Source organism: Silvimonas terrae, from assembly GCF_014202765.1.
Taxonomy (GTDB): domain Bacteria; phylum Pseudomonadota; class Gammaproteobacteria; order Burkholderiales; family Chitinibacteraceae; genus Silvimonas; species Silvimonas terrae.
In genome coordinates, this window is the sequence record NZ_JACHHN010000005.1 from 220375 (window position 1) to 244010 (window position 23636).

General features: G+C 59.2%; 24 protein-coding genes and 1 tRNA gene. 10 read left to right on the forward strand and 15 right to left on the reverse strand.

Annotated features, from left to right (window positions below; genetic code table 11):
- Positions 1-138 precede the first annotated feature (138 nt).
- Positions 139-858, forward strand: coding sequence for a MarC family protein (locus tag HNQ50_RS13840; protein WP_184101705.1), 720 nt, complete (start codon positions 139-141; stop codon positions 856-858).
- Between the two features lie 6 nt (positions 859-864).
- Here HNQ50_RS13840 and HNQ50_RS13845 read toward each other — a convergent pair whose 3' ends face one another.
- Genes HNQ50_RS13845 through waaC form a run of 3 tightly spaced genes read right to left on the reverse strand, consistent with a single transcriptional unit; the run spans position 865 to position 3694 of the window.
- Positions 865-1398: a hemerythrin domain-containing protein gene (locus HNQ50_RS13845; RefSeq protein ID WP_184101714.1), complete on the reverse strand. Its 534-nt coding sequence runs from the start codon at positions 1396-1398 to the stop codon at positions 865-867.
- A 47-nt stretch (positions 1399-1445) separates the two neighbouring features.
- Entirely contained in the window at positions 1446-2738 is a 1293-nt protein-coding gene (gene waaA / locus HNQ50_RS13850; RefSeq protein ID WP_184101716.1) for a lipid IV(A) 3-deoxy-D-manno-octulosonic acid transferase, read from the reverse strand.
- Positions 2735-3694 (reverse strand): lipopolysaccharide heptosyltransferase I, encoded by a 960-nt coding sequence (waaC, locus tag HNQ50_RS13855; protein ID WP_184101718.1) that lies wholly within the window; start codon positions 3692-3694, stop codon positions 2735-2737. The genes waaA and waaC overlap by 4 nt, the downstream gene beginning before the upstream one ends.
- Before the next feature lie 95 nt (positions 3695-3789).
- On the opposite strand from waaC, the gene HNQ50_RS13860 reads away from it, so the two are divergent.
- Both HNQ50_RS13860 and HNQ50_RS13865 read left to right on the forward strand, forming a co-directional pair.
- Positions 3790-4452 carry a GGDEF domain-containing protein gene (locus tag HNQ50_RS13860; protein ID WP_184101728.1) on the forward strand — a complete coding sequence of 221 codons (663 nt, stop codon included), beginning with the start codon at positions 3790-3792 and terminating at the stop codon, positions 4450-4452.
- Between the two features lie 53 nt (positions 4453-4505).
- Complete coding sequence (locus tag HNQ50_RS13865) at positions 4506-4772, forward strand: hypothetical protein (protein WP_184101730.1); 267 nt, start codon at positions 4506-4508, stop codon at positions 4770-4772.
- A 4-nt stretch (positions 4773-4776) separates the two neighbouring features.
- Here the strand turns inward: HNQ50_RS13865 and HNQ50_RS13870 are convergent, their stop codons facing one another.
- Together HNQ50_RS13870 and yihA are read right to left on the reverse strand one after the other, a co-directional pair.
- Complete coding sequence (locus HNQ50_RS13870; RefSeq protein ID WP_184101732.1) at positions 4777-5286, reverse strand: O-acetyl-ADP-ribose deacetylase; 510 nt, start codon at positions 5284-5286, stop codon at positions 4777-4779.
- A gap of 174 nt (positions 5287-5460) precedes the next feature.
- Complete coding sequence (gene yihA, locus HNQ50_RS13875; RefSeq protein WP_184101734.1) at positions 5461-6090, reverse strand: ribosome biogenesis GTP-binding protein YihA/YsxC; 630 nt, start codon at positions 6088-6090, stop codon at positions 5461-5463.
- A 129-nt stretch (positions 6091-6219) separates the two neighbouring features.
- On the opposite strand from yihA, the gene HNQ50_RS13880 reads away from it, so the two are divergent.
- The 4 genes from HNQ50_RS13880 (at position 6220) to HNQ50_RS13895 (ending at position 11204) form a co-directional block, all read left to right on the forward strand.
- Positions 6220-6834, forward strand: a complete 615-nt coding sequence (locus tag HNQ50_RS13880) for a c-type cytochrome (protein WP_184101736.1) — start codon at positions 6220-6222, stop codon at positions 6832-6834.
- Between the two features lie 157 nt (positions 6835-6991).
- Positions 6992-8995 carry a cytochrome c biogenesis protein ResB gene (locus HNQ50_RS13885; RefSeq protein ID WP_246428714.1) on the forward strand — a complete coding sequence of 668 codons (2004 nt, stop codon included), beginning with the start codon at positions 6992-6994 and terminating at the stop codon, positions 8993-8995.
- Positions 8992-10296: a c-type cytochrome biogenesis protein CcsB gene (gene ccsB / locus HNQ50_RS13890; protein WP_184101740.1), complete on the forward strand. Its 1305-nt coding sequence runs from the start codon at positions 8992-8994 to the stop codon at positions 10294-10296. The genes HNQ50_RS13885 and ccsB overlap by 4 nt, the downstream gene beginning before the upstream one ends.
- A 365-nt stretch (positions 10297-10661) precedes the next feature.
- Positions 10662-11204: a hypothetical protein gene (locus HNQ50_RS13895; protein WP_184101742.1), complete on the forward strand. Its 543-nt coding sequence runs from the start codon at positions 10662-10664 to the stop codon at positions 11202-11204.
- Positions 11205-11264: 60 nt separating this feature from the next.
- Here the strand turns inward: HNQ50_RS13895 and HNQ50_RS13900 are convergent, their stop codons facing one another.
- From HNQ50_RS13900 to HNQ50_RS22495, 10 genes are all read right to left on the reverse strand, one after another.
- Positions 11265-12332, reverse strand: a complete 1068-nt coding sequence (locus HNQ50_RS13900; protein WP_221303180.1) for a CobW family GTP-binding protein — start codon at positions 12330-12332, stop codon at positions 11265-11267.
- On the reverse strand, positions 12299-12949 hold the full coding sequence (locus tag HNQ50_RS13905; protein WP_184101746.1) for a nucleotide-binding protein: 651 nt from the start codon (positions 12947-12949) through the stop codon (positions 12299-12301). The genes HNQ50_RS13900 and HNQ50_RS13905 overlap by 34 nt, the downstream gene beginning before the upstream one ends.
- Entirely contained in the window at positions 12946-13554 is a 609-nt protein-coding gene (gene pth / locus HNQ50_RS13910) for an aminoacyl-tRNA hydrolase (RefSeq protein ID WP_184101748.1), read from the reverse strand. Before pth ends, HNQ50_RS13905 begins: the two co-directional genes overlap by 4 nt.
- Before the next feature lie 83 nt (positions 13555-13637).
- Entirely contained in the window at positions 13638-14231 is a 594-nt protein-coding gene (locus HNQ50_RS13915; RefSeq protein WP_184101750.1) for a hypothetical protein, read from the reverse strand.
- A gap of 160 nt (positions 14232-14391) precedes the next feature.
- Positions 14392-14973 carry a 50S ribosomal protein L25/general stress protein Ctc gene (locus tag HNQ50_RS13920; protein ID WP_184101752.1) on the reverse strand — a complete coding sequence of 194 codons (582 nt, stop codon included), beginning with the start codon at positions 14971-14973 and terminating at the stop codon, positions 14392-14394.
- 148 nt (positions 14974-15121) lie between these two features.
- Positions 15122-16072 carry a ribose-phosphate pyrophosphokinase gene (locus tag HNQ50_RS13925; RefSeq protein WP_184101754.1) on the reverse strand — a complete coding sequence of 317 codons (951 nt, stop codon included), beginning with the start codon at positions 16070-16072 and terminating at the stop codon, positions 15122-15124.
- A 65-nt stretch (positions 16073-16137) separates the two neighbouring features.
- Positions 16138-16214 (reverse strand) — tRNA-Gln (locus tag HNQ50_RS13930).
- Positions 16215-16233: 19 nt separating this feature from the next.
- Positions 16234-17142 carry a 4-(cytidine 5'-diphospho)-2-C-methyl-D-erythritol kinase gene (gene ispE / locus HNQ50_RS13935; RefSeq protein WP_184101755.1) on the reverse strand — a complete coding sequence of 303 codons (909 nt, stop codon included), beginning with the start codon at positions 17140-17142 and terminating at the stop codon, positions 16234-16236.
- Positions 17130-17684: a lipoprotein insertase outer membrane protein LolB gene (lolB, locus tag HNQ50_RS13940; protein WP_246428731.1), complete on the reverse strand. Its 555-nt coding sequence runs from the start codon at positions 17682-17684 to the stop codon at positions 17130-17132. The genes ispE and lolB overlap by 13 nt, the downstream gene beginning before the upstream one ends.
- Entirely contained in the window at positions 17684-19399 is a 1716-nt protein-coding gene (locus HNQ50_RS22495; protein ID WP_184101759.1) for a tetratricopeptide repeat protein, read from the reverse strand. The genes lolB and HNQ50_RS22495 overlap by 1 nt, the downstream gene beginning before the upstream one ends.
- A 284-nt stretch (positions 19400-19683) precedes the next feature.
- Here HNQ50_RS22495 and mutM point away from each other — a divergent pair, with 284 nt between their 5' ends.
- The 3 genes from mutM (at position 19684) to HNQ50_RS13960 (ending at position 23537) form a co-directional block, all read left to right on the forward strand.
- Positions 19684-20499 (forward strand): bifunctional DNA-formamidopyrimidine glycosylase/DNA-(apurinic or apyrimidinic site) lyase, encoded by an 816-nt coding sequence (gene mutM / locus HNQ50_RS13950; protein WP_184101761.1) that lies wholly within the window; start codon positions 19684-19686, stop codon positions 20497-20499.
- Between the two features lie 136 nt (positions 20500-20635).
- The gene (locus HNQ50_RS13955; RefSeq protein WP_184101764.1) at positions 20636-22645 is read left to right on the forward strand and encodes a dynamin family protein; all 2010 of its coding nucleotides are present in this window, start codon (positions 20636-20638) and stop codon (positions 22643-22645) included.
- 133 nt (positions 22646-22778) lie between these two features.
- Positions 22779-23537, forward strand: coding sequence for a copper homeostasis protein CutC (locus tag HNQ50_RS13960; RefSeq protein WP_184101766.1), 759 nt, complete (start codon positions 22779-22781; stop codon positions 23535-23537).
- The last annotated feature ends 99 nt before the right edge of the window (positions 23538-23636 follow it).

Below are 23636 nucleotides of genomic sequence, written 5' to 3' on the forward strand. Positions count from 1 at the left end.
GAGTGGCGCACAGGTATTTTTTGGCAAAGCTTGCCAAACATGACGTTTTCCCACGCCATCGGGCCGGCGCAGGCACGCAGAACCGCCGCGGCTCCACTACAATCCGGGCATCCATCTCAGGCGCAGTACGCATACGTCATGCAAGAGTTCCTTTCCCTGTTTCTTAGCAAGATCATCGTGGTGATTGCGGGTTTGATCCCCATTCTGAACCCCTTGGGCGCGACCCCGATCTTCTTGTCCCTGACCAACAATTACAGTTCGGAAGAACGGGCCATCCTGGCGCGGCGGGTGGCGTTCTTCAGTTTTGCACTGTTGTTGTTCAGTATGTTTATCGGCACCTATGTGCTCGACTTTTTTGGGGTGTCGATCCCCATTGTGCGGGTCTGTGGCGGTTTGCTGGTGGCCTCTGCCGGCTGGAAACTCTTGAACAGCCCGGAAAATACCGGCGGCGCCAGTGAACCCATCGGCAGCGCGGCAGATCACGCGCGGCGCGCTGCAGAACTGCAGCAACGGGCGTTTTACCCGCTGGCGTTCCCGTTTACCGTGGGACCAGGCTCGATCACGGTGGCCATCACGCTGGGCGTGGGTATTCATGGGCAGGATGCGCATCGGGTGGCGGTGCCGCTGGGCAGCACGCTGGGGGTGGCCGCGCTGTCTGCCATCATTTATGTGTGTTACCGCTATGGCGATCGCATGCTCAAACTGATCGGCTCCACCGGTACAGTGGTGTTCCTGCGCTTGTCTGCGTTCATTTTGCTGTGTCTGGGCGCGCAGATTTTCTGGGATGGGGCATCCGGTCTTGCCGCTGAATTCCTGACGTTGCATCCCTGGCAATTTGCGCCGACCGGGCAGGGCTGATGTTCATCAGGGCGTGCCGGCGCTGACCCCGCGCCGGGCGGCCATCTGCCGGCCCATGTCTTCCAGTTCTGCCGCACTGAGTAACGTTGCGGCGTGCGGATACACCGCATTTTCTTCCCGCGCGGCATGGTGCAGGTAGAGCGCCACAAAACCCTCCACCTCTGCCGCGTTCAGCTCGGCTACGCCACCTGCAGCAATGGTCTGCAATGGCAGGCGCATGGCTGCCCACTGCGCGTGCAATAGCGGGTGTTCGCCAGCCAGGGCGTCAATCCCGGTTTTCAGACTCAGGTCCCCGCGTTGGTGCAGCAGCGGGAACAGGTTGTCGTCTTCATCCTGGTGATGCAGTGGTGCGGCAATATCAAAATACCGCAGGACTGCGCGTGCGGCATCTTGCGCGGCGGCATCGCTGCCGTGGCTGGCATGATGGGAGGCTAGTTTTTGCAACAAGGCCAGGTAGTGACGGACGCGTTCATGGCACGCCAGTAGCATGGACACCGGGTCGTCAAAGCTGGCGTGCCGGTCAGAAAAGCGGTTGAGCATGCGCATTCACCATAAGTTGTATATTGAATACGACTATTGTACGCCGCTCAGGCGGTGGGTGGCACGCTACCCGTCGGCGCGGCATGCGCCAGCTTGGTGGCCAGTGCACTCAGTACGCGCTGGGTGGCGCCCCGGTGAAGGCTGGCAAAGTGCAGACCGGCCTCTGCAGCGGCTTGCCGGTCGTTTGTGTCCAGCAACAGGCGGGTTGCCAGCGCCAGAACGGTGGGCATGTCCTGGCCTTGCAGCGCCGCGCCGGCTTCGACCGCCATGCGCGCGGTTTCGGCAAAATTGAAAGTGGACGGCCCGATGACGACGGGTGTTCCCACCGCGCAGGCTTCAATCATGTTCTGGCTGCCAAAAGGCAACAAAGAGCCGCCGATGATGGCGACGTCGGCCAGCGCGTACCAGGCGGTCAATTCACCCATGCTGTCGCCCAGCAAGACGTCGGCCTCACCGATATCCTGGCCGTTCCATTCACTGCGGCGCAGACAACGTAAACCCCGGCTGCCGATCAGCGCCGCGACCTCATCAAAGCGTTGAGGGTGGCGCGGCACGATCACCAGCAGGGTATGGGCGGGTAGAGGGGTCTGCGCCAGCGCATCCAGCAGCAGGGTTTCTTCGCCTTCCCGGCTGGATGCAAACAGCAGCACCGGGCGCGGGCCCAGTGCGTTACGCCAGTCCTGGCCTTGCACCACTTTGGCCGGGGCCGGATCAAAGTCGAATTTGACGTTGCCTGTGACTTGTACGTGCTGACCGCCCAACGCCACGATGCGTTCGGCATCCGCCGCGCTCTGGGCAAAGGTACCGGTCAGCCCGGCAAAGGCGGGGCTGGCCAGCCAGCGCCAGCGCTGATAACCCGCGGCGGATTTGGCAGAGAGGCGGGCGTTGACCAGAAACAGCGGCACGCCGCGGGCGCGGCAAACGGCCACCAGATTTGGCCAGATTTCGGTTTCCATCAGCAGGCCAAATACGGGCTTGAATTGACGGATAAAGCGGCGGGTTGCGCCGGCATAGTCATAGGGTAGATAGGCAATGGTGACCGAGTCCCCCAGCAACTCTTCTGCCGTTGCGCGCCCGGTAGGGGTCATGCAGGTCAGGACAATACGGTGCGCCGGCCAGGCATCCTTGAGTGCCTTGATCAGCGGGGCCGCCGCACGCACTTCACCAACTGAGACCGCATGCAACCAGATCGTGCGGCTGCGGGCACGCTGGCCATAAAACCCCCAGCGTTCATTCCAGTGTTTGCGGTAATCCGGCTGCTTGAGCGAACGGCGCCACAAATAGAGCATGACCAGTGGCGTGAGCAGCCACAGCAAGACCGAGTAAAGCGCGCGGATCATGCCCGACGGCCCGCCATGGCCGCCTGCCAGACTTCATCCACCTCGGGTGAAGCGCCATTGTGGCCAACATTCACCGCATAAGTGGAAGCCAGCACACCGTTCTCTAGCGGGTCGGAGGCCAGGAAGATGGCGACCACCGGCGTCGCCATGGCGGCCGCCAGATGGGCGAGGCCGGTATCGACACCAATCACCACCCGGGCATCTGCCAGCAGGGTGGCGGCGGCATCCAGCGGCATTTTCGGGGCAACCAGGGCGTCCGGTATCGCCTTGGCAATCCGCTCCGCCCGGGCTTGTTCCTGCGCGTTGCCCCAAGGCAGTACACACGCGAGGCCCAGATCGGCAAAACGCTGACCCAGACGCACCCAGCGTTCCTCCGGCCATTCTTTTTCCGGACGACTGGTGGCCGTCAGCAGGACCACATAGGGCCGTACTGGCAGCCATGACAGGGTGATGTCCGGCCGCGCCAGACCATAATCAATATTGACCGGCAATGGGTAGTCAAAGGCTTGTGCTGCCAGTTTGCGCACGCGGTTGATGGCGTGCTGGTGCCAGACGATGGGGTAACTTTTCTGGTAGGCCAATGCCGCCAGCCCTTCACGCGCGCTGTGGCGGTCTGGCCCGGCAATGGGGCCGTGGGCCATACGGGCAAAGAACACGCTCTTGACGAGGCCCTGGACGTCCAGGATCAAGTCATACGGGGTTTCACCCAGCGCCTGGCGTGCTGCACTGAACTCTCGCCAGCTCCGGCCAGAGAGGGGGGACTTGCGCCAGCGGCGCAGTGCCACCGGAATAATGCGGTCTACCGCAGGATGCAAACGCGGCAGGGTCTGGAAGCTTTCTTCCACTACCCAGTCCAGTTTCAGGCCAGGCATGGCCTGTGCCATGTCGGTCACTGCCGGCATGGCGTTGATGATGTCGCCCATGGAAGACAGGCGTACAAGCAGAATTTTCGACATGGGCGGCATTCTAGCAGGCTGGCGGCACTGGCGTATGGCCGCGCGAAGGCTACACTGGGTAGAGTTATTCATATTGGATATTGGGAAAGCAACCCATGCCAAACGTACCGGTTTCATTCGTCTGGTTTCTCGCCGCATCGGGCTGGGTGGTCGCAGTGCTGGCGCTGATTGCCTGGTATTTCGAGCGCACACGCCACAAGACCTTCATCGTCAAGCAGGCGCGCCGTGCGGGGCTGGATGTTCAAACCGGCCTGAGTTCGCGTGATCGGTTTCTGGCAGACGCCGGAGCCTCGATCAACCGCGCCCAGCGCACGCACTCCTCGATCTGCGTGTTGTTGGTCTGTGTAGAGAAACTGGAGCAGCTCGAACAGGGGTACGGCCCGCTGGCGCGTGACATGGTGTTGCGGCAACTGGCGACGCTGTGCCGCACCAATGTGCGCGACTTTGATATCGTCGGGCGCTTTTCGCCCAGCGAAGTGGCGCTGGTGCTGATGGATATCGACCTGCCTGGCGCGCATGTGGTGGCCAACCGGCTGGTGAATCGCAAACCGGCACAGATGGTGACCTTGCCAGATGCCCGCGTGATCAATTTTTCGCTGGAATGGGGGCTGGCCCAATTGCGCAGCGAAGCCGATACAATTGAAGACCTGATGCTGGCCGCCGATGCGGATCTGGTGGCCTGCCGTAATCGCAAGAACCGGCCGGAACTACAAGTCATTGCAGGCGGCAAGGCGGTTGGTGTGGTGGGCGGGATTTGATGAACTGGCGAGCCGGAATCCGTCATCCGGTTCAGACTTGATGTGAACGTCTTATGAAGATCATTCGTTTGCTGGAAGTCTGGGAAAAGGGCATGGATGGCAGCTTTGTCGGCCACGTGCCGGTGGCGACTACGGTCACCACGCCCTTTCTGCTGGGCTTGTTCGCCCATGAACAAGATCGGCCTGACCCGGAAATGAAATTATCCTACATGCTGGACGCGGCCCGCGTCGCCCGCTTGCAACCCTATGTAGCCGAACAGCTCTTGCCAGAGCGCTATGACTACATCCTCACCGCGCATGGTATCCCGGACGAGGGCTAACGGCTTAGCTGGCCAGAGCGGCCTCGTAGACCGCCAGGTCATGGTCGGAGAAGCAACAAAAGAGGATGTCCTGGGGGGCCTGCGGGAAGGCCTCGGCCTCTTGGCGCACGGTGTCTACCGCAATGCGCGTGGCCTCGACCAGCGGATAGCCATACACCCCCGTGCTGATGGCCGGGAAAGCCATGGTACGCACATGGTGTTTTGCCGCTAACCGCATGGACTCCCGGTAGCAGGCGGTCAGCAACGCAGCTTCATTCTCTTTGCCACCGTGCCAGACGGGTCCTGGTGTGTGGATGACAAAGCGCGCCGGTAACCGGTAGCCCTGAGTGATGCGGGCCTCGCCCGTGTGGCAGCCGCCCAGCGTGCGGCACTCGGCCAGCAAGTCCGGTCCGGCCGCCCGGTGAATGGCACCGTCTACCCCGCCGCCGCCCAGCAAAGAGGTGTTAGCCGCGTTGACGATGCAATCTACATTCAGGGTGGTGATATCCGCGCGCAGCGCACGAAGGACAGCCATGCAGGGAGTTTCTCCGGATCCTGGAAAAAAGAAACCCCGGCCCAAGGGGAGAATGACCGGGGTGTAATACGCCTTGGCATTTGGCCAAGGCACCCGCTCAGGGAGGAAAAGCGGGAGGTGCAGGGGCGCACCCAGATTTCAGGGTAGAAAGGTTCGCGCAAAGTTCAAGGAATACTATTCGCCGTTCGTCAATTCGGCGCTGTCAGCCGCAGGCTCGGCAAACCAGGCACCCACCACTTTCTCGGTTTCTTCAACCCCTTGTTTCTTAAGGCTGGAGAACAGCTGAACGGTGACTTGCGGGTTATTGGCAAACTCTTTTTGCACACTGCGCAATGCGTTAGTGCGTTCCTGGTTGGAGAGCTTGTCGGACTTGGTCAACAAGCAATGCACGGGTTTGCCGGTCGGCAAGAACCAGTCCAGCATGCGCCGGTCCAGTTCGGTGAGCGGCCGGCGCGAATCCATGATCAGCACAAGACCGATAAGATGGTCGCGCTCTTTCAGGTAACGGCCCAGCAGCCCTTCCCAGTGCGCACGCACGGCGGCAGGCACTTCGGCGTAACCATAGCCAGGCAAGTCGACCAAGCGTTTAAGCTCGTCACTGCCGAACGTGAAATAGTTGATATGTTGGGTACGACCAGGCGTCTTGGAGACGTATGCCAGTCGTGTGTGGTTGGCCAGCGTGTTAATTGCGCTGGATTTACCGGCATTGGAACGACCAGCAAATGCAACTTCTCGCCCGTCAAGGGGTAAAGTTCGCAAATCATTGACCGTGGTTAAAAATTTGAGTCCGCGAAACAGCGACATGGTGTCCGTGCTATGTATGGTCTAGATTAGTCTTGATATAGAATATCAGGATTTAGTCCGTCGGCTGCTCCTGATGCCTGATGGGTACATCTAAAAATTGAAAGATCAATTAGGGAAGGGAGCCAAGTTATGCGCAGAGCGCCTGTCGCAGCCTTGCTTGCTGCACTGACGTTGATGAGCACCGGTATTTTTGCAGCCACCACCAAAGGCGATCCCGCCAAGGGCAAAGAAATCGTTGATAAAGTCTGCGCTGCCTGTCATGGCGCCGACGGCAATAGCGTGATTCCCGCCAACCCCAGCCTGGCGGGCCAGCATTCCGAATACCTCTACAAGCAATTGACCGAGTTCAAAACGCAAAAGCGCAAGAACCCGGTCATGCTCGGTATGGCCGCCACGTTGTCGGATGACGACATGCATAACGTTGCCGCTTATTTCTCGACGCAGAAAGCCAAAGAAGGTGGCGCTTCAGACAAAACGCTGATTGCCGCTGGCGAGAAAATCTACCGCGGTGGTATTGCCGCCAAGAATGTGCCAGCCTGTATGGCCTGTCACGGCCCCAGCGGCGCCGGTATTCCGGTGCAATACCCGCGTGTGGCCGGACAGCATTCGGCTTACGTGATTGGTGAACTCAATCTGTTCCGCACTGGCGAGCGTGCCAACGGCCCGATGATGAACGATATCTCGGCCCGCCTCTCGGACCAGGAAATCAAATCGGTGGCCGAGTACATCCAGTCCCTGCATTGATGAATGGTCGCGGACTGGTTGATCGCACTGGCCGGTGCCATGCAATTTTAACCTTGGTAGCTTATTCTGGAGGGGCGGTAGAAAACCGCCCCTCTTTTGCGTTATGAACCAGAACATACCCCTACGCCCGCCTCGCACCGTCCCGTTCAGTCGGGCCTTGTACGATCTCTTTTCCTCCATGCGGTTTGCCGTCAGCCTGCTGACGGTGCTGGCGATTGCATCGGTCATTGGCACGGTGCTCAAGCAAGGTGAGCAATACGTCGATTACCGCATCGAGTTTGGCGAATTCTGGTTTGCCATCTTCAAGCCCGTTGGCTTGTTTGATGTCTATCACACCAGCTGGTTTTTGCTGATCCTCGGGTTTCTGGTGCTCTCGACCACGCTGTGCATCTGGCGTCATGCGCCGGGCATGTTGCTGGATATTCGCAGCTACCGCGAAAACGCCAGCCGCAACTCTTTGCGCCTGATGCCGCATCACGCAGAAATCGACGGCGAGCCCGAACGCGGCGCCGTACAAGACTATCTGCGTCAGGCCGGTTACCGTTGGCGTGTGCAGGACAAAGAGGGCGTACGCATGCTGGCCGCCAAAAAGGGCGTGGGCCAGCGTCTGGGGTATTTCTTTGCCCATGCCGCCATTGTGGTGATCTGTATTGGCGGCTTGATGGATGGCAACCTGCCGCTCAAGCTGCGTGAACTGGTTGGCAACAAGGTTGAAGAAACCCGCGACGTGCCGCAGAGCAAAGTACCGCCGCAAAGCCGGTTATCGCCAGATAACCTCTCTTTTCGGGGCAATGTGACCCTGCCGGAAGGTGCGGTAGCAGACGTGGTGTTTCTGAACTCGGGCGACGGTTTTTTTGTACAAGACTTGCCGTTTGCGCTGCGACTCAAGCAATTTCAGGTGGATTTTTACAGTACCGGCATGCCCAAACGCTTTGCCTCCAGCATTGACGTGCTGGACCCCAAGTCGGGCAAAGTGGTGAAAAGTGGTGTGGTCGAGGTGAACAAGCCGCTGATCTATGATGGCATCGCTATTTATCAGGCCAGCTTTGGCGACGGTGGGTCGCCGCTGCAACTGACCGGCTGGCATCTGGATCGGCCTGCCACGCAAAAGTTTGAAGCGCGTTCGCGCAGCACCCAGACGATTGAACTGGATAACAAGCCCTATACGCTGGAGTTCGGTGACCTGCGCGTGAACAATGTCGAGAATATGGGTAAGAACGCGCCGGCGGACACCTCTGCCGTGGCGGTGAACAAGCTGGAACAGGCGCTGGCGTCCTCGCAGTCCGTCAAATCCAGCAACGCCATGCGTAACCTCGGGCCGATGATCCAGTTCAAGTTGCGGGATTCATCCGGGCAGGCGGTAGAGTTCCAGAACTACATGGCCCCCTTTCTGGACGATGGCGCGCTTTACCTGATGACGGGCGTGCGCAAGGAAGTGAATGCGCCATTCCAGTACGTGCGCATTCCGCTGGATGATGATGCCAAAGTCGATCGCTACATGCGTTTGCGCAATGTCTTGCTGGACCCGACGGCATGGCCAGAAATTGCCCGCCGTACGACCGACAAGGCATTCCAGGGCGGCGGTTTTACCGAGACCAAGCGCACCGAGTTTGAGTCGGTCACGCAGACCATCCTGAATCAGTTTGCACATGGTGGCTTCACCCGCATTGACCAGTTCATCCGGGAGAAAGTCCCGGAAGACAAACGCCAGGCGGTGGCGCAGACCTATCTGAAGATTCTGCAGGGGGCGACGGTAGACGCCATGGACCTTGCGCAGGAGCGCGCTGGCCTCTCGCCCGTGGCCATGAGCGAAACACAATATCGTTTTCTGATGGATAGCCTGGTCGCCACCAGCGGTTTCTTTGAATATGGCGCGCCGATCTATCTGCAGTTGAGCGGGTTTACCGAGGTGAAGTCCTCTGGCTTTCAGCTCACCCGTTCGCCGGGCAAGAAGGTGGTGTACCTGGGTTCCATCCTGCTGGTCATCGGCATATTCTGCATGTTCTATCTGCGTGAAGAACGGGTCTGGTTACGGACTGAACAAGGTAAAACGGTGCTGGCTGTGACGGGCAATCGCCGTTCCGCCGATCTGGCGGGCACATTTGAACGGCATCGCGCGGCGTTGTTGCCGGCATCCTCCAAAGACGAGATCGCGACATGATGATGACGCTTCCCCTGACCCGGCGTACGCCGTTTGATTTTGCCTTTGCCGTGTTGATGCTGGCGGCGGGTGGCTTTGCCTTTGCCCGCTACGGCCAGTATATGGACTACTACGAGCACGGCATTTTGCTGGGTGCCACACTGGCCCTCGTCTGGTTTGGCTGGTTCTGGCCAGCCATGCGCTATTTTCTGCCGGGCGTGGCGGTATTGGCCCTGATTGGCACCAGTAGCTATCACGGTGATCTGGCCACCGCGCAGCATTCGTTCCTGCTCAAGTATTTTCTGGCCAGCCAGTCCGCCGTGATGTGGATGTGCGTGCTGTATTTCATTGCGACAGCCGTGTATTGGGCAGGGCTGATCACGCGCTCGGAAACGGCATTGTCGATTGCCTCCGGCCTGACCTGGACCGCCGCCATGGCCGCGCTGACGGCACTGCTGGTGCGCTGGTACGAGAGCTATCTGATCGGGGCGGATGTCGGCCACATTCCGGTTTCCAACCTGTATGAAGTGTTCATTCTGTTCTGTCTGATCACCACCTTGATGTACCTGTATTACGAGGCCCGGTTCAAGGCACGTGCCATGGGCGCGTTTGTGTTGCTGGTGATCAGTGCAGCGGTCGGGTTCATTCTGTGGTACTCGCTGGATCGGCAGGCGCATGAAATCCAGCCGCTCATCCCCGCGCTGCAATCGTGGTGGATGAAAATCCACGTGCCGGCCAACTTTATTGGTTATGGCGCGTTTTCGCTGTCGGCCATGCTGGGCGTGGCGTGGATTCTGGCCTCGAAGATCGAACGGCGGCCAGCAACCCGTCAGGCGCTGCATGCGCTGGCGCTGGGCGCGGTGGTGCTGGCGGTGGCGACCGGTATTTACGGCGCGGGCTGGTTTGAGATCTCTGCCGCCGCGGCCCAACTGACCATGGGTGGTTTGCTGTGTGTGGCCATTATTCTGGTCATTGCCGCCTGGCCGGGCGTGATGGCGCAGCGACTGCCCTCCCCGCAGGTGCTGGAAGAAGTCTCTTACCGCGCGGTCTCGGTGGGCTTTTTGTTCTTCACCATTGCCACCATTCTGGGCGCGGCGTGGGCAGCAGATGCCTGGGGCGGCTACTGGAGTTGGGACCCGAAAGAAACCTGGGCGCTGATCGTCTGGCTCAATTACGCCGCCTGGCTGCATGTGCGCCTTGTGAAGGGCTGGCGAGGCGAGGTACTGGCCTGGTGGTCGGTGATCGGCCTTGCCGTGACTACCTTTGCGTTCCTTGGCGTCAACATGTTCCTGTCCGGGTTGCATTCCTACGGCGGCCTGTAACAGGGCAAGCACGGCAAAGCATGCCAGAAGGGCGGGTCAGGTGACCCGCCCTTTTTTGCGTCGCCAGCTTGCGTACAGCTAACGCTGTCTGCCTGCAACAGAAAGATCACCGCGCAGCGGCTTCTTGTCTCATTCAAATCAAAATTGTGGGTAGCAGCTTTCCGTGACTGCTTGATTGCAGTAAAAACCGTGTTTGCCATTGTTGTTACATCAGCTTTTCATGAATTACGGCCTCGCCCAAGAAGTGCCGGATTCCCTTTGCGTGGACATATAAAAGCGGCGTGAATACAACCCCGTACACCGCTGACAAGGCGAAGTAGAACGGGGTTGTGTTGACCGCAGGTAATCAGGGGGAGGTGCACCACATGCTGGATGTGATTTACCGCAAAACCCAGGCCGGTCTGACCGAGATTCAGACGCGTGCCAGCGGGCTTTCGCTCAAACAACGTCAATTGCTAATCATGATTGACGGCAAGACCCCGGCGCATGCCCTGCCCATGGCCATGCCGGAGAAAGACCTTGTTCACAAATTGTTAGAGCTGGAGTGGGACGGCCTGATTGAGCGCGCGGGTTCGCTGCCGCCCAAAACTGCCGCCACCGTTGCCGCACCTGCCGCAGCGCCGGCGCCGGCGGCTGCTCCCGCTGTAGCAGCGGGTAGCTTCTCCCTGGGGCTCAACGCCGTACGCATCAGCGCAGGCCAGGTGGCCCGTATTCGTTCCATCCTGCACATGACCAACCAGAACCACCTTTCTGGTGAGCTGGACGAAATGATTGGCGAGATGGAAAACCTGGTGTCAGTCGCTGAGATCGAACGCTGCATTGCCCGCTACCTGGCGGTCATGAAGGGGCGGGGTATGGAAAGCGCGGCGCAGACGTATCTGGCGCAAATCCGGACGGTAGTACGTTAAAGCCGACTGGCAACACCGGGGCGAACAGGTGGGCACCTGCGGCCCCGGTTTGGGTTTTGTTTATGCTTGCGGTTGGCTTGCCGGCACAATGCGGGCGGCTAGCAGGCGTGTTTCCAGCGCGGTCCAGTCTGGCGCATTCGCCCCTTCCACAATAATTTCAAAGCGGCTATCTCTGCGGTAGGCCGAGATATTGGCGCTGGGGTAGGCATCTACCCAGTCAAAGCGGTACCAGTCGCGCTCGGTATGAAACACACCTTTGGCGCGGGAAATCCCCGCCACGCCCAGGCTGTCCGGGGTCTGGAAGGCCTGGAACAGATCGGCGATTGCACCGCTGTCAAACAGGGTTTGCGGGCTGAATATCCAGCCACAGGCGTGTGAACCCAAGCTAGACTGCGCCTTGCGTAGCGGCTCGTTGCCTTGCGGGGTGGCGACAGGTGCAGCGGCTTCTGCCTTGCGCCGCGGCGCCAACGGGTTGTGCGTGCCGACAGCGTGTGGCGCATCCTGCCAGCGCTCGGGGTTGAGTGGCGCGTCCAGCAACGCGGCGTCAAACAAACCGTTCTGCACCTGCACAACAGCCAGCTTGGGCGGGAATGCTGCACGTGCCATGGCTACGGCGGCATCCAGTTGGCCGGCGTCAGCCAGATCGGTCTTGTTGATAACCAGCACGTCGGCCAGTTCAATCTGGTCGCGCCAGGTTTCATTGCGGGTATAACGGGCGTCTTCCAGGTGACGGGCATCCATCAAGGTGACTACGCCACGGACTTCAAACGTGTTGCCCATGAACGGATCACGCAGCAGATCGATAATGCCGGCGGGATGACCCAGGCCGGATGGCTCGATCAAGATGCGATCCGGCCGCTTGCCCTGTACCAGCTTGTTCAGGTTGACGCGCAGCATGGGGCTGGTGGTGCAGCAAATGCAGCCACCGGGCACTTCCGCCACTTGCAGGCCGTCTCCGGCCGCGGAGAGTGTCGCACCATCAATACCCACTTCGCCGAACTCGTTGACCACCACGGCCCAGAATTCGTCAGCCGGTTTGCTGGCCAGCAAATGAGCGATAGAGGTGGTTTTGCCGACCCCCAGAAAGCCGGTGATCAGATTGACGGGGATGAGGGGTTGCGAAGCCACTTGAGGATTGCCTGCCATTGTTCCAGGTCACGTTCGAACCGCCGGCCCGGCAGATCAAACAAGGTGAGCCCTTTGGGTTGAAGTTGCACATAAAGCTGGGTATTGCGCAGCCAGGACAGTACCGGAAAGCCATAGCCCGCCAGAAAATGTTCCAGTTGCTGCGCAGCGTGGGTGCGCGGGTCGACCCGCATGCCGACAATACCGATTTCCACCTGTTTTTTGCGCACCGTTTTTTCTTCGGCCAGTTGCGCAAAAAAGCCTTCCAGCGCCCACATATCAAACGAAGACGGTGCCACCGGCACCAGCACACGGCAGACCGCCTTGAGTGCGGTTTCCAGCTTTTTGCCATGCAGACCCGCCGGACTATCGAGCAACGCCACGGTGGTGCCTTTGGGCGCGTGGGGCGTGGTGTCGCTGTCGATATCCCATTCGGCAATATGCGGATACTGTTCCGGACGCCGGGTCAGCCAGTAACGCGCGCTTTGTTGTCGATCCAGATCGCCCAGCGCTACTTTCTCTCCTTGCCAGGCAAAATGGCCGGCAAGATTGGTAGCGAGAGTGGATTTACCACTGCCCCCTTTGGGGTTGGCGATGAGGATGGACAGCGGTGTGGTCATGGGGCGGGTTTGTGTGGTCTTTGTTTTGATTCGTCGGTATGCAGTTGTTGCATGGCGATATTCATTTCGCCCTTGAGCATGCGCGGTAACAGGTTCTGTGCCCGCAGCATGGCAGCATCAATCAGCTCTTGTTCTTCCCGGCGCGGTGGCTTGAGCACATAGCTCACCACTTCGCCGCGATCACCCGGGTGGCCTACGCCCAGGCGCAAGCGCCAGAAAGCGGGCGTAGACAAATGAGACTGGATGTCCTTGAGGCCATTGTGCCCCCCATTGCCGCCACCTTGCTTGAGTTTGACCTGGCCGGCCGGGATATCCATTTCGTCGTGCACCACCAGGATCTGGTCCGGCAGGATTTTGTAGAACTGAGCCAGGGCCACCACAGACAGACCGCTACGATTCATGAAAGTTTGCGGTTGCAGCAACCAGATGTCTTCCCCGTGCAAGCGGGCTTTGCCGGCAAGGCCGTGAAACTTGCTGTCGTGGCGCAGCGTGGCACCGCCTTCACGCGCCAGTTCATCGACAAACCAGAAACCGGCGTTGTGACGGGTGGCGGCATATTCGGCGCCCGGGTTACCGAGGCCGACGATCAATTTGATAGCAGACATAAATACATGGCCGGATGCATCGGTGACACATCCGGCTAAGAAAGACAAAAACCGATGATAAAGGCTGGCGCGAACGCCCGCCACTAGCGAGGTGGCATGAATGGAATATGACGGATGACCCGGGGCTCACCGCCAAGGGTTAGATAGAGGGCGCTGTCACTGTAGATCTGCGGGGAGTTCACCGTAACGCGCCAGCCACCACACCAGGCCCAGCCACTGTCCTGCTGCGAAAAGCGCCAGTCGCCTGCATAGGGATTGCGGTCAAAACGTTGCTCCCACAGCTTGTTACCTTGCGCATCCTTGAGGGAGACATCGTAATACGCGACACCACCATCATGCTGTTCGACGCGCCAGCCCGGCCAGCTGCCGATCAAATTGAGCGTCGCGCTGGATAACAGCTTTTCATGCGGAAGGGCGTTGGTGACCGTGCCACCGACATCCGTGAAATAAGGGCGATAGTCCAGTTGATCCTGGCGGGTATGAAACGGCGACACCCCCCAGCGCGGCCCTAGCCAGTACGCCAGCAGCAAGACCGCACAAAGTGCGAAGAAGCCCCGAAACCACGGGCGAAAGCGCCGGGGGGTGACGGGCATGCTGGCCAGCAAGTCGAGCGGGCTGGCGCGGTAGCGGCGGTAGTAGTCAACGGTGGAATCGGATTCCTGCTCGCTGTGGTACATCGAACCCCTCCATATACATTGTTTGCCTTATAAGTAAGTCCAACAATAGCAGCAGAAAAGCTCGCAGACAGCTAAAAGAACCCGAACTGACGTGATAGATACAAAAAAGCCGGCTGGAGAACCAGCCGGCTTTTTGGCAACGCAGATGAAGCGGGGCGAATCAGTCGCCGCCCTTCTTTGCGTTGAAGGTTGCAACGGCCAGATCTTCGCCGCGAACCAGGGAACGGAGCTCAACACCAGCCGGCAGCTTGAGGTCGGAGAGGTGAACCGATGCATTGCCTGCACCGACTTCGCTCAGATCAACTTCAATGAATTCCGGCAGTTTGGTGGCGGCGCAACGCACAACCACTTCGTTCAGGATGTAGCCGATGGTACCGCCATCCAGCTTCACGCCCGGAGCCACATCAGCGTTCTTGAAGTGCAGCGGCACTTTCAGTTCAACGCTGGTGTTGTCGTCAACGCGCTGGAAATCGATGTGCAAGATCAGTTGCTTGAACGGGTGGTATTGCACCGAACGCAGCAGAACCTGTTCAGCGGAACCATCCACGATCACTTTTACGAGTGCGGTGTGGAAAGCTTCGTCTTTCAGGGTGTACCACATGCTGTTGTGATCGAACTCGACCGCAACCGGGGTTTTGCTGCCACCGTAAATGATGCCGGGCACCTTGCCGCTGTTACGCAGGCGGCGGCTCGCACCAGTACCTTGCGCAGCACGTGCTTGTGCTTGAATTTCGAAAGTCATGGTTGTTACTCCATCTCAGTTAAACACTTCGCCACCCGCGACCAGGACTGGCAAAGGACCCGGGGGACTATTCCCCCAAATAACGCAAACGGTGAAACAGGTTTGCCCGTTTCACCGTTTTGTAAATCTTGTGCTGCCAGTTATGCAATCAGTCCACAAACAAGGAAGAGACAGACTCTTCGTTGTTGATGCGGCGCATGGTCTCAGCCAGCAAACCGGCAATCGAAACAATGCGGATACGATCGCACTGGCGGGCGGCTTCCGACAATGGAATCGTGTCGGTTACCACCACTTCATCCAGTTCAGACTGGACAATGCGTTCTACGGCGGCGCCGGAGAACACGGCGTGGGTTGCATAAGCAATCACACGGGCTGCGCCGTGGGCTTTCAGGGCCTGGGCGGCTTTGACCAGCGTGTTGGCAGTATCGATCATGTCATCGATGATCACGCAGGTACGGCCGGATACATCACCGATGATGTGCATGACTTCTGCCACGTTCGCCTTGGGGCGACGCTTGTCGATAATGGCCATGTCCACGGTCAACTGCTTGGCCATGGCACGGGCGCGCAGTACACCGCCAACGTCCGGGCTGACCACCATCAACTGGTCGTGGTTCTTGGCGCGGATATCAGCCAGCAGAACCGGCGTGGAGTAGATGTTGTCGACCGGGATATCAAAGAAACCCTGAATCTGGTCAGCGTGAACATCTACCGTCAGGACGCGGTCAACACCCGCAACCTGCAACATGTTGGCGATCACCTTGGCCGAAATCGGCACACGGGCAGAACGCGGACGACGATCCTGGCGGGCGTAACCGAAATACGGAATCGCCGCAGTAATGCGCCCGGCCGAAGCGCGCTTGAGCGCGTCGACCATCAGCATGACTTCCATGATATTGTCGTTGGTCGGCACACACGTCGATTGCAGGACAAACACGTCGCGACCGCGCACGTTTTCCAGCAATTCAACCGTGACCTCACCATCCGAGAAGCGGCCAACTGTGGCGCGACCCAGAGAAATGTCGAGGTGATTGACGACACTTTCGGCAAGCTTGGGATTAGCGTTGCCGGTAAATACCATGAGGCTGTCGTAAGCCATTTTATGCGCCCTGAAAAAACGAAAAGCGTGTAACCGTAGGAGTACACGCTTTTCTATCTTCTAACTGGCAGGGGAAGAAGGATTCGAACCTTCGCATGTCGGAATCAAAATCCGATGCCTTAACCAACTTGGCGACTCCCCTATAAGAACCTGCCAATCAACTACTCACTGGCAAATTCACGAAGCTTATGCTGAGCGATGGACCTGATTGCAAACCCGGTCATCTCTTCAGGAGTCGAGGATATTACATTATCCGCGTCGCTTTGTGAAGCACATATTGTGAACACGCAGCTTCCTGATCCAGTCATCCGCGCGGGCCCGAACTGGCTTAGCCATTTCAGACATTCAGCAATACGCGGCTGCTGACTCATTGCTACTGCCTGCAAATCATTTCGCGTTGCAGCAACGTTGAGGCCGCGCATTGTGATTGAGGGCGTATTTCTTGTCAAGCGTTCATCTTTAAAAATTGCCGGGGTCGAAACATGGACTTGCGGGTGCAGCACCGCAAACCAGGCATCTGGCGTGTCATAGGCAGACATGATTTCGCCTACGCCTTCAACAAACGCATTACGGCCAAAGATGAAGAAAGGCACATCTGCACCCAGTTTCAGACCCAGTGTCATCAAGGCCTGGCGCGACAGTTTCACACCCCACAACTGGTTCAGCGCCAGCAACACGGTGGCGGCATCTGAGCTACCGCCGCCCATGCCGCCGCCCATGGGAATGCGCTTTTCCACCCGGATATCGACACCCGCACTGATATTGGCGTGTTGTTGCAAGAGGCGCGCCGCGCGCACGGTCAGATCATCTTGCGGGTCGACGCCCGGCAGCGGGTTGTGATGGACCACATCCTGGTCGGTACGTACACGCAGTTCGATGGTGTCGTTCAGATCAACCAATTGAAAGACCGACTGCAGCAGATGATAACCATCCGCCCGCCGGCCAATGATGTGCAAAAACAGATTGAGCTTGGCCGGTGCCGGAAAACTGCGCCAACCCTCGGGCGAGGGCGGAAAGTGGGCCAGCAGGGCAGATTCGGGAAGAGATGCGGGATGAATTACGGTAGCCATTGCCAGTCAGAAACCACGATTTTCAAATCCAGCCCGTTCTGGCTGGCGTGAATGCGCCACGGCAGTTTGCCTTCCCGACCTGCGTCGCGCAGATCGGTGGCGTCGATTTCCCAACCGTTTTGCGAAATATGTACACCGTCGCTGGTCGGCGTGACCTGCGCGGGCGTGGCCGGATCTGCCTTGCCGCGCAGCCACCAGCGCATGCCTTGCACCGGCAATTGCCAACCGGTGCGCGCTTGCAGCAGTTCTTCCGGGCTACCCGCGCTGGTTTCCTTACCACTGGAGTCCATCAGATGCGCGCTATTGGCGTCAAAAGTCAGCCTGGCGACGGTTTGGCCCAGCGGTGTACCCAAGTCCAGTGCCGCTTGCTGGCCATCATCACGCCAGGTGAAATTGGCGATCTGCGAGTCATTGGGTACGCGCAGGGCGACACGGCCGGTGGCGACCAGTTCACCGGCCCGCGTCGGGGCAGCCGGCGGCGTAGCACAAGCGGCCAGCCAGAGTACGGCCAGCAAACACCATAAACCCTTGAACCCACGCATCACGGCTTGCCGATTTCCTGACCAATGGCGATCACCGATTCGTTATCCGGGTCCAGTTTTTGGGCTTCGGCCATGACTTTGTGCGCGTCGCTTTTCTCGCCCATCTTGTACAGCGTGGCCGCCAGGTGAGCGCCCACTTCCGGATCGGGCATGGCCTTGTAGGCACGGGTCAGCAGGTCACGCGCCTCGGCAAGGCGGTTTTGTTTGTAGCGCAGCCAGCCCAGGCTATCCATGATCACGGGGTTGTTCGGGTCCAGCGTATTGGCTTTTTCCAGATAACCATTGGCTTCGTCAAAGCGGTCCGTGCGGTTGGCCAGCGTATAACCCAGCGCGTTCAGGCCCTGGGCGTTATCCGGTTGCAGTTCCAGATACTTGTGCAGATCCGCTTCTGCGGCCGGTACGTTGTGCTGCAGATCCGCAATCAAGGAGCGCTCGTAGAGCAGGTCGGCGTTTTTCGGGTCTTTGTTGATGGCATCCGTCAGCACTTGCCAGGCTTTGTCGTAGTTCTTCACCTCCCGCCATACCTGCGATTCCAGCAGGGTCTGGCGGGTTTGTTGTTCCGTGGTCAGGGCCACGTTTTCGTGGATCAGGTCGATGGCTTTTTCCGGCTGGCCGGAGTGGGCATACAGGCGGATCAGGCGCTCGGTGGCGGCGTCATGCATATCGCCTTCCACACTTTGATACCACGCAATGGCATCCTGGTTCTGCCCGCGGATTTCAGCAATCTGGCCCAGGTAGATACGCAGGTTGTTAGTGGTGCGCGGGCTCTTTTGTACTGCGGCATTCAGGTGCAACTGGGCGGTTTCAAAGTCGCGCAGCTCCAGCGATACAAGGCCGGAGCCGACCAGCGCTTCCAGATTATCTGGCTGGATTTTCAGAATGCCGTTGTATTCGTCCAGCGCATCCTTGACCTGTTTGTTGATCACCAGCTCACGTGCCAATGCGTTGCGGATGGCCAATGAATCCGGGTTCTTGCGCAGGGCCGAGCGCAAAAAGTCCACCCGCTCTTGTGATGGGCGATCAGACATTAATTGCACGCGGTACAGCACTGCCGGCTCCCAGCCTGGGCGCAGTGCGTCGGCGGCATCGACTTCCTTGACCGCGTCAGGGACACGGTTGGTATTGGCGTAGGCCACGGCACGGGCAAAGTGGGCTTCGGGCAAGTTCAGATACGGCGCAGTGACGTCTTCCGTGAGCTTGGCGGCGGCGTTGCGGTCGGTGTTTTTGTCCCACAGCGTATGCATGCGCAGGAAGAACGAAGGTGCATCCTGCGGTTTGGATTTAAGCAGCGCTTCCAGATGCGGCTTGGCTTCATCCAGACGGTTGGCGCGCAACAGCAAGCTGAGCATGACCTGCTGCGGGGCGATGGCATTGGGTGAGGCATTGATCCATTGGTTGGCCGAGTCCATGGCCAGGTTGAGCTGGCCTGCACCAATAGCGACTTCCGTGGCGCGCTTGGCTACCCGTGGGTCATGTGTGCGGCGGGCCAGATCGTTCCAGGTTTGCGCACTGAGTGTCGGCTGCCCGCGTTGCAGGGCGATATCCCCCACCAGGAAGCGCAGCACCAGTTCGTCGGTGAGTTCTTCATTGGGTAGCGGACCGTCTGCATTGGCAGCATCTTGTGCGGCGCTGGCGTCATCCGCGGCCGGCGCGCTGGCGGTCGGCGCTTTGCCACCCGCAGCCGGCTGGCCTACCGTCGCACAACCGGCAAGCACCGAGAGGCTCAGGCATACAAGAGTCAGGAGGGGTTTCCGGGAAAACGGAAAAGGCATGGCAAAGTCCGGCGGGTGGTGGAGTATGTGTCGCAGGCAATGACAGCGGCTGCGGCATGGTGCGGGCCGTATCATGATCCGGCCCGTGCTGCTTCATATTAAGGTAAATTCCGTCGCGAAGTCCAAGGCGTGAGGTGATAGTCCTTGCGCAACTTTTTAACCCCGTTGTGTTATGACGTGCGAAGGACAATCTATGTTCCATCTGTCTTTCACCGCCAGGTTGGATCATGCCTGAATTACCCGAAGTGGAAACGACGCGTCGCGGCATCAGCGACGCCTTGACCGGCAATACCGTTGCAGCCGTGACCATCCGTGATCCGCGCTTGCGCTGGCCGGTGCCCGATACGCTGCACAGCCTGCTGCAAGGGCAGCGGATTGTGTCGGTGGACCGGCGTGCCAAATATCTGCTGATCGGCTTTGCGCACGGTACGTTGATTGTCCATCTGGGCATGAGCGGCACCTTGCGGCTGGTCACGGCCGCGCGCCCGGTTGAAAAACATGACCATATTGACCTTATGCTGGAAGACGGCCGCATTTTGCGTTATCGCGATCCGCGCCGTTTTGGCTGCATGCTCTGGCACGAAGCCGCTGCGGCCACGCACCCCTTGCTGGCCAGACTGGGACCAGAGCCGTTATCTGATACTTTTGACGCCAGCTATCTGCAAGACGAGATCGCCCGTCGGCAGGCCGCGATCAAGCTGGTCATCATGGATCAACATGTCGTCGTTGGCGTCGGCAATATTTATGCGTCCGAGGCCTTGTTCCGTGCGCGCATTCACCCGGAGCGGCCAGCGGCCACACTGAAGAAACGTGAAATTGGCGCCCTGGTTGACGCCATCAAGGGCACTTTGTCAGATGCCATCCGCGCTGGCGGCACCACGCTGCGCGACTACGTGGATAGCAGTGGCAATACCGGGTATTTCCAGTTGCAGACATACGCCTACGACCGGGCGGGCGAGCCATGCCGGGTGTGCGCCAGGCCGATTGTGGAAATCCGCCAGGGTCAGCGCGCAACATTCTTCTGCTCAAACTGCCAGAAATAGTTCAGAAATAGTTGATTCCATTATCATTAGTCAGCGGATTGTGCGAATGTGCGTTAATCACGCGATCTGACTGATACGCAGGCGCCCGCAGTGCGGCCTGCCCCAAAGAGAGCCCGCCAAGGGCACGAGGACCGAGATGAGCACCGACTACCTCCATCGTGACGAGATAGCCGCCAACGATGTAGACAGCAACGATCGCCTTGCTGGTGATTTCCAGGCGTATAGCAGCTGGCGTGGCCAGTTGTCGCAACGGGTGGCGCACCTGTCGCGCTGGTTGTCCGAGCAAGACCTGGAAGACGCCCAAACGCAGTTGCGCATCCAGACGCTGCTGGAAAAACTCAAGGACGACAAACTCAATATCGCGTTTGTTGCCGAGTTCTCTCGTGGCAAGTCAGAACTGATCAACGCCATTTTCTTTGCGCACTATGGCAAGCGTGTGCTGCCGTCTTCGGCTGGCCGCACCACCATGTGCCCGACGGAAATCCTGTACGACCCAAGCCGTCCGCCCTCGATCCAGTTGTTGCCGATTGAGACCCGCGCCCAAAACGTGACCACCAGCGAATATCGCCGGTATACCGAAGAATGGGCCACCACCGAGCTTGAGATTGATGACGCCGACGCCATGCTGGCGGCGCTGGGTCAGGTGGGGCACACCAAGCGTGTCTCGATTGAAGTTGCCAAGAGCTTTGGCCTGTTTGATGAGGATGATCCCGATCAGGTGATCATGGTCAGTGCGGATGGCATGGTGGAAATCCCGGCCTGGCGTCACGCCGTGATCAATTTCCCGCATCCGTTGCTGGAGCAGGGCCTGGTGATTCTGGATACCCCGGGCCTGAATGCGATCGGTACCGAACCAGAACTGACGCTCAACCTGCTGCCCAACGCGCACGCCATTCTGTTTATCTTGTCTGCCGACACCGGCGTGACCAAGAGCGACATTGATGTCTGGCGCAACCACATTGGCAAGGCACAGGCGGGTTCGCGCGGCCGGTTGGTGGTGCTGAACAAGATTGACGGTCTGTGGGATGAACTCAAGACCCCGGCCCAGATTGATGCCGAAATTGACCGTCAGGTGGCGACCACCGCCAACCTGCTGGGTGTGGGCACCAATCAGGTGTTCCCGGTCTCCGCGCAGAAAGCGCTGGTAGCCAAGGTGCAACACGATGACGCGCTGCTGCAACGCGCGCACCTGATGGATCTGGAAGCCGCGCTGTCGGGTGAGTTGCTGCCAGCCAAGCAGGACATCGTGCGGGACAGCACGATCACCGAAGTGGAAGACATTGTGATGGCGACCCGCAATTTGCTGGGTACGCGCCGCACCAGCCTGCTGGAGCAACTGGACGAACTGGCCCGCCTGCGCGGCAAGAACCAGGACGTGGTCATGCAGATGATGGACAAGGTGCAGACCGACAAGCGTCACTTTGAACAAGGTCTGGTGCGCTTTCAGGCGCTGCGCAGCATCTTCAGCCAGCAAACCAACCAATTGCTGACGCTGTTGGGCATGGATTCGCTCAAGGCGGAGATCGCCCGCATTCGCGACGAAATGGAACGCAGCTGGTTCTCCTTTGGCGAAGGCGGCCTGCGCGCCACTATGGAACGCTTCTTCAAGGACACCAACGCCAACATCGCCAGCTCTGCCGAACAGGTGGCAGAAATCCAGGCCATGATGGCGGCCATGTACAAGAAGTTCAGCGAGGAACACGGTCTGGGCCAGGTCACACCGCCGCCGTTCTCCACGCTCAAGTACCACAAGGAAATCGCCCGCCTGGAGAAATCCTTCCGCGAGCATTTCAACACCGTGGGCCGGCTGCTGACCACCAGCCAGAGCCGCATCACCCGCAAGTTCTTCGAAACCGTCGCCAGCCGTGTGGTGTATGTGTTCGAAGTGGCCAACCGTGATGTGGAGAACTGGCTCAAGGCCGTGATGGCGCCGATGGAAACCCAGGTCCGTGAGCACCAGTTGCAGTTGCGTCGCCGCCTGGAAAGCATCAAGCGCATCCACAAGGCGACTGATACGCTGGAAGGCCGTATCGAAGAGCTGGAAGACATGGATCGCCAGCTGACCAGCCAGATGGAAGACCTGGATCAGTGCCATCGTCAGGTGCTGGCCGCGCTCAATAGCGAGATCGGTCGCCTGGCTGCCTGATCCGGTTCTCATCCGGTTCTTGCTTGTCTCTCGTAACGCCCGCAAAAGTTCTTGCGGGCGTTTTGTATTTTGCGCTTTGTATCGGTCAGCTGATTCGTTTACGCTTGCCCGACATTATATCGGAGCACCCGCTATGGCCCATCAAGACATCCTGCTGGAAATCTGTGCGGGCTCGGTGACTTCTTGTCTGGCCGCGCAGGAAGGTGGCGCCAGCCGTGTCGAGTTCTGCGACAACCTGCTGGAAGGCGGCACGACCCCTTCTCACGGGGCCATTGCCGCAGCGCGTGACCGCCTGTGGATCACCCTCAATGTCATCATTCGCCCGCGTGGCGGTGATTTTCTGTATTCAGATGTCGAGTTCGAAGTGATGCAACGCGATATCCTGGCCTGCAAAAAACTGGGTGTGGATGGCGTGGTCATTGGCCTGCTGACCGCCGAGGGCGATATCGACGTGGCGCGGACCAAGCAACTGGTCGAGCTGGCCATGCCCATGCAAGTGACTTTCCACCGCGCTTTTGATGTCGCGCGTGATCCGGTACAAGCCCTCAAGGATGTCATCAGCACCGGCTGCAACCGTCTGTTGACTTCTGGCCAGGCCCCCATGGCGCCAGAAGGGGCCCAACTGATCCGTCAATTGCGTGAACAGGCTGGCAACAAGCTGGTGGTGATGCCCGGCGCTGGGGTGCGCGTAAACAATATTGCGGATCTGGTGCGGGCGACCGGCTGCCAGGAGTTCCATACTTCCGGCCGGGCGCCATTCCCCAGCGGGATGCTGTACCGCAATGAGCGGGTCAAGATGGGGGCGCCGGGGCAGGATGAATACGCCATCGTTGAGACCTCCGCACCGCTGGTACAAGAGATTCTGGCGAATGCCCGCAGCGCGCTGGATTGATGATCTGTCCGGACCCCAAACAAAAACCCGCCTTCACGGCGGGTTTTTGTTTGCCTGGCAGGGCAATGTCGGCTGTCAGATAACAGCGGACACGATGAG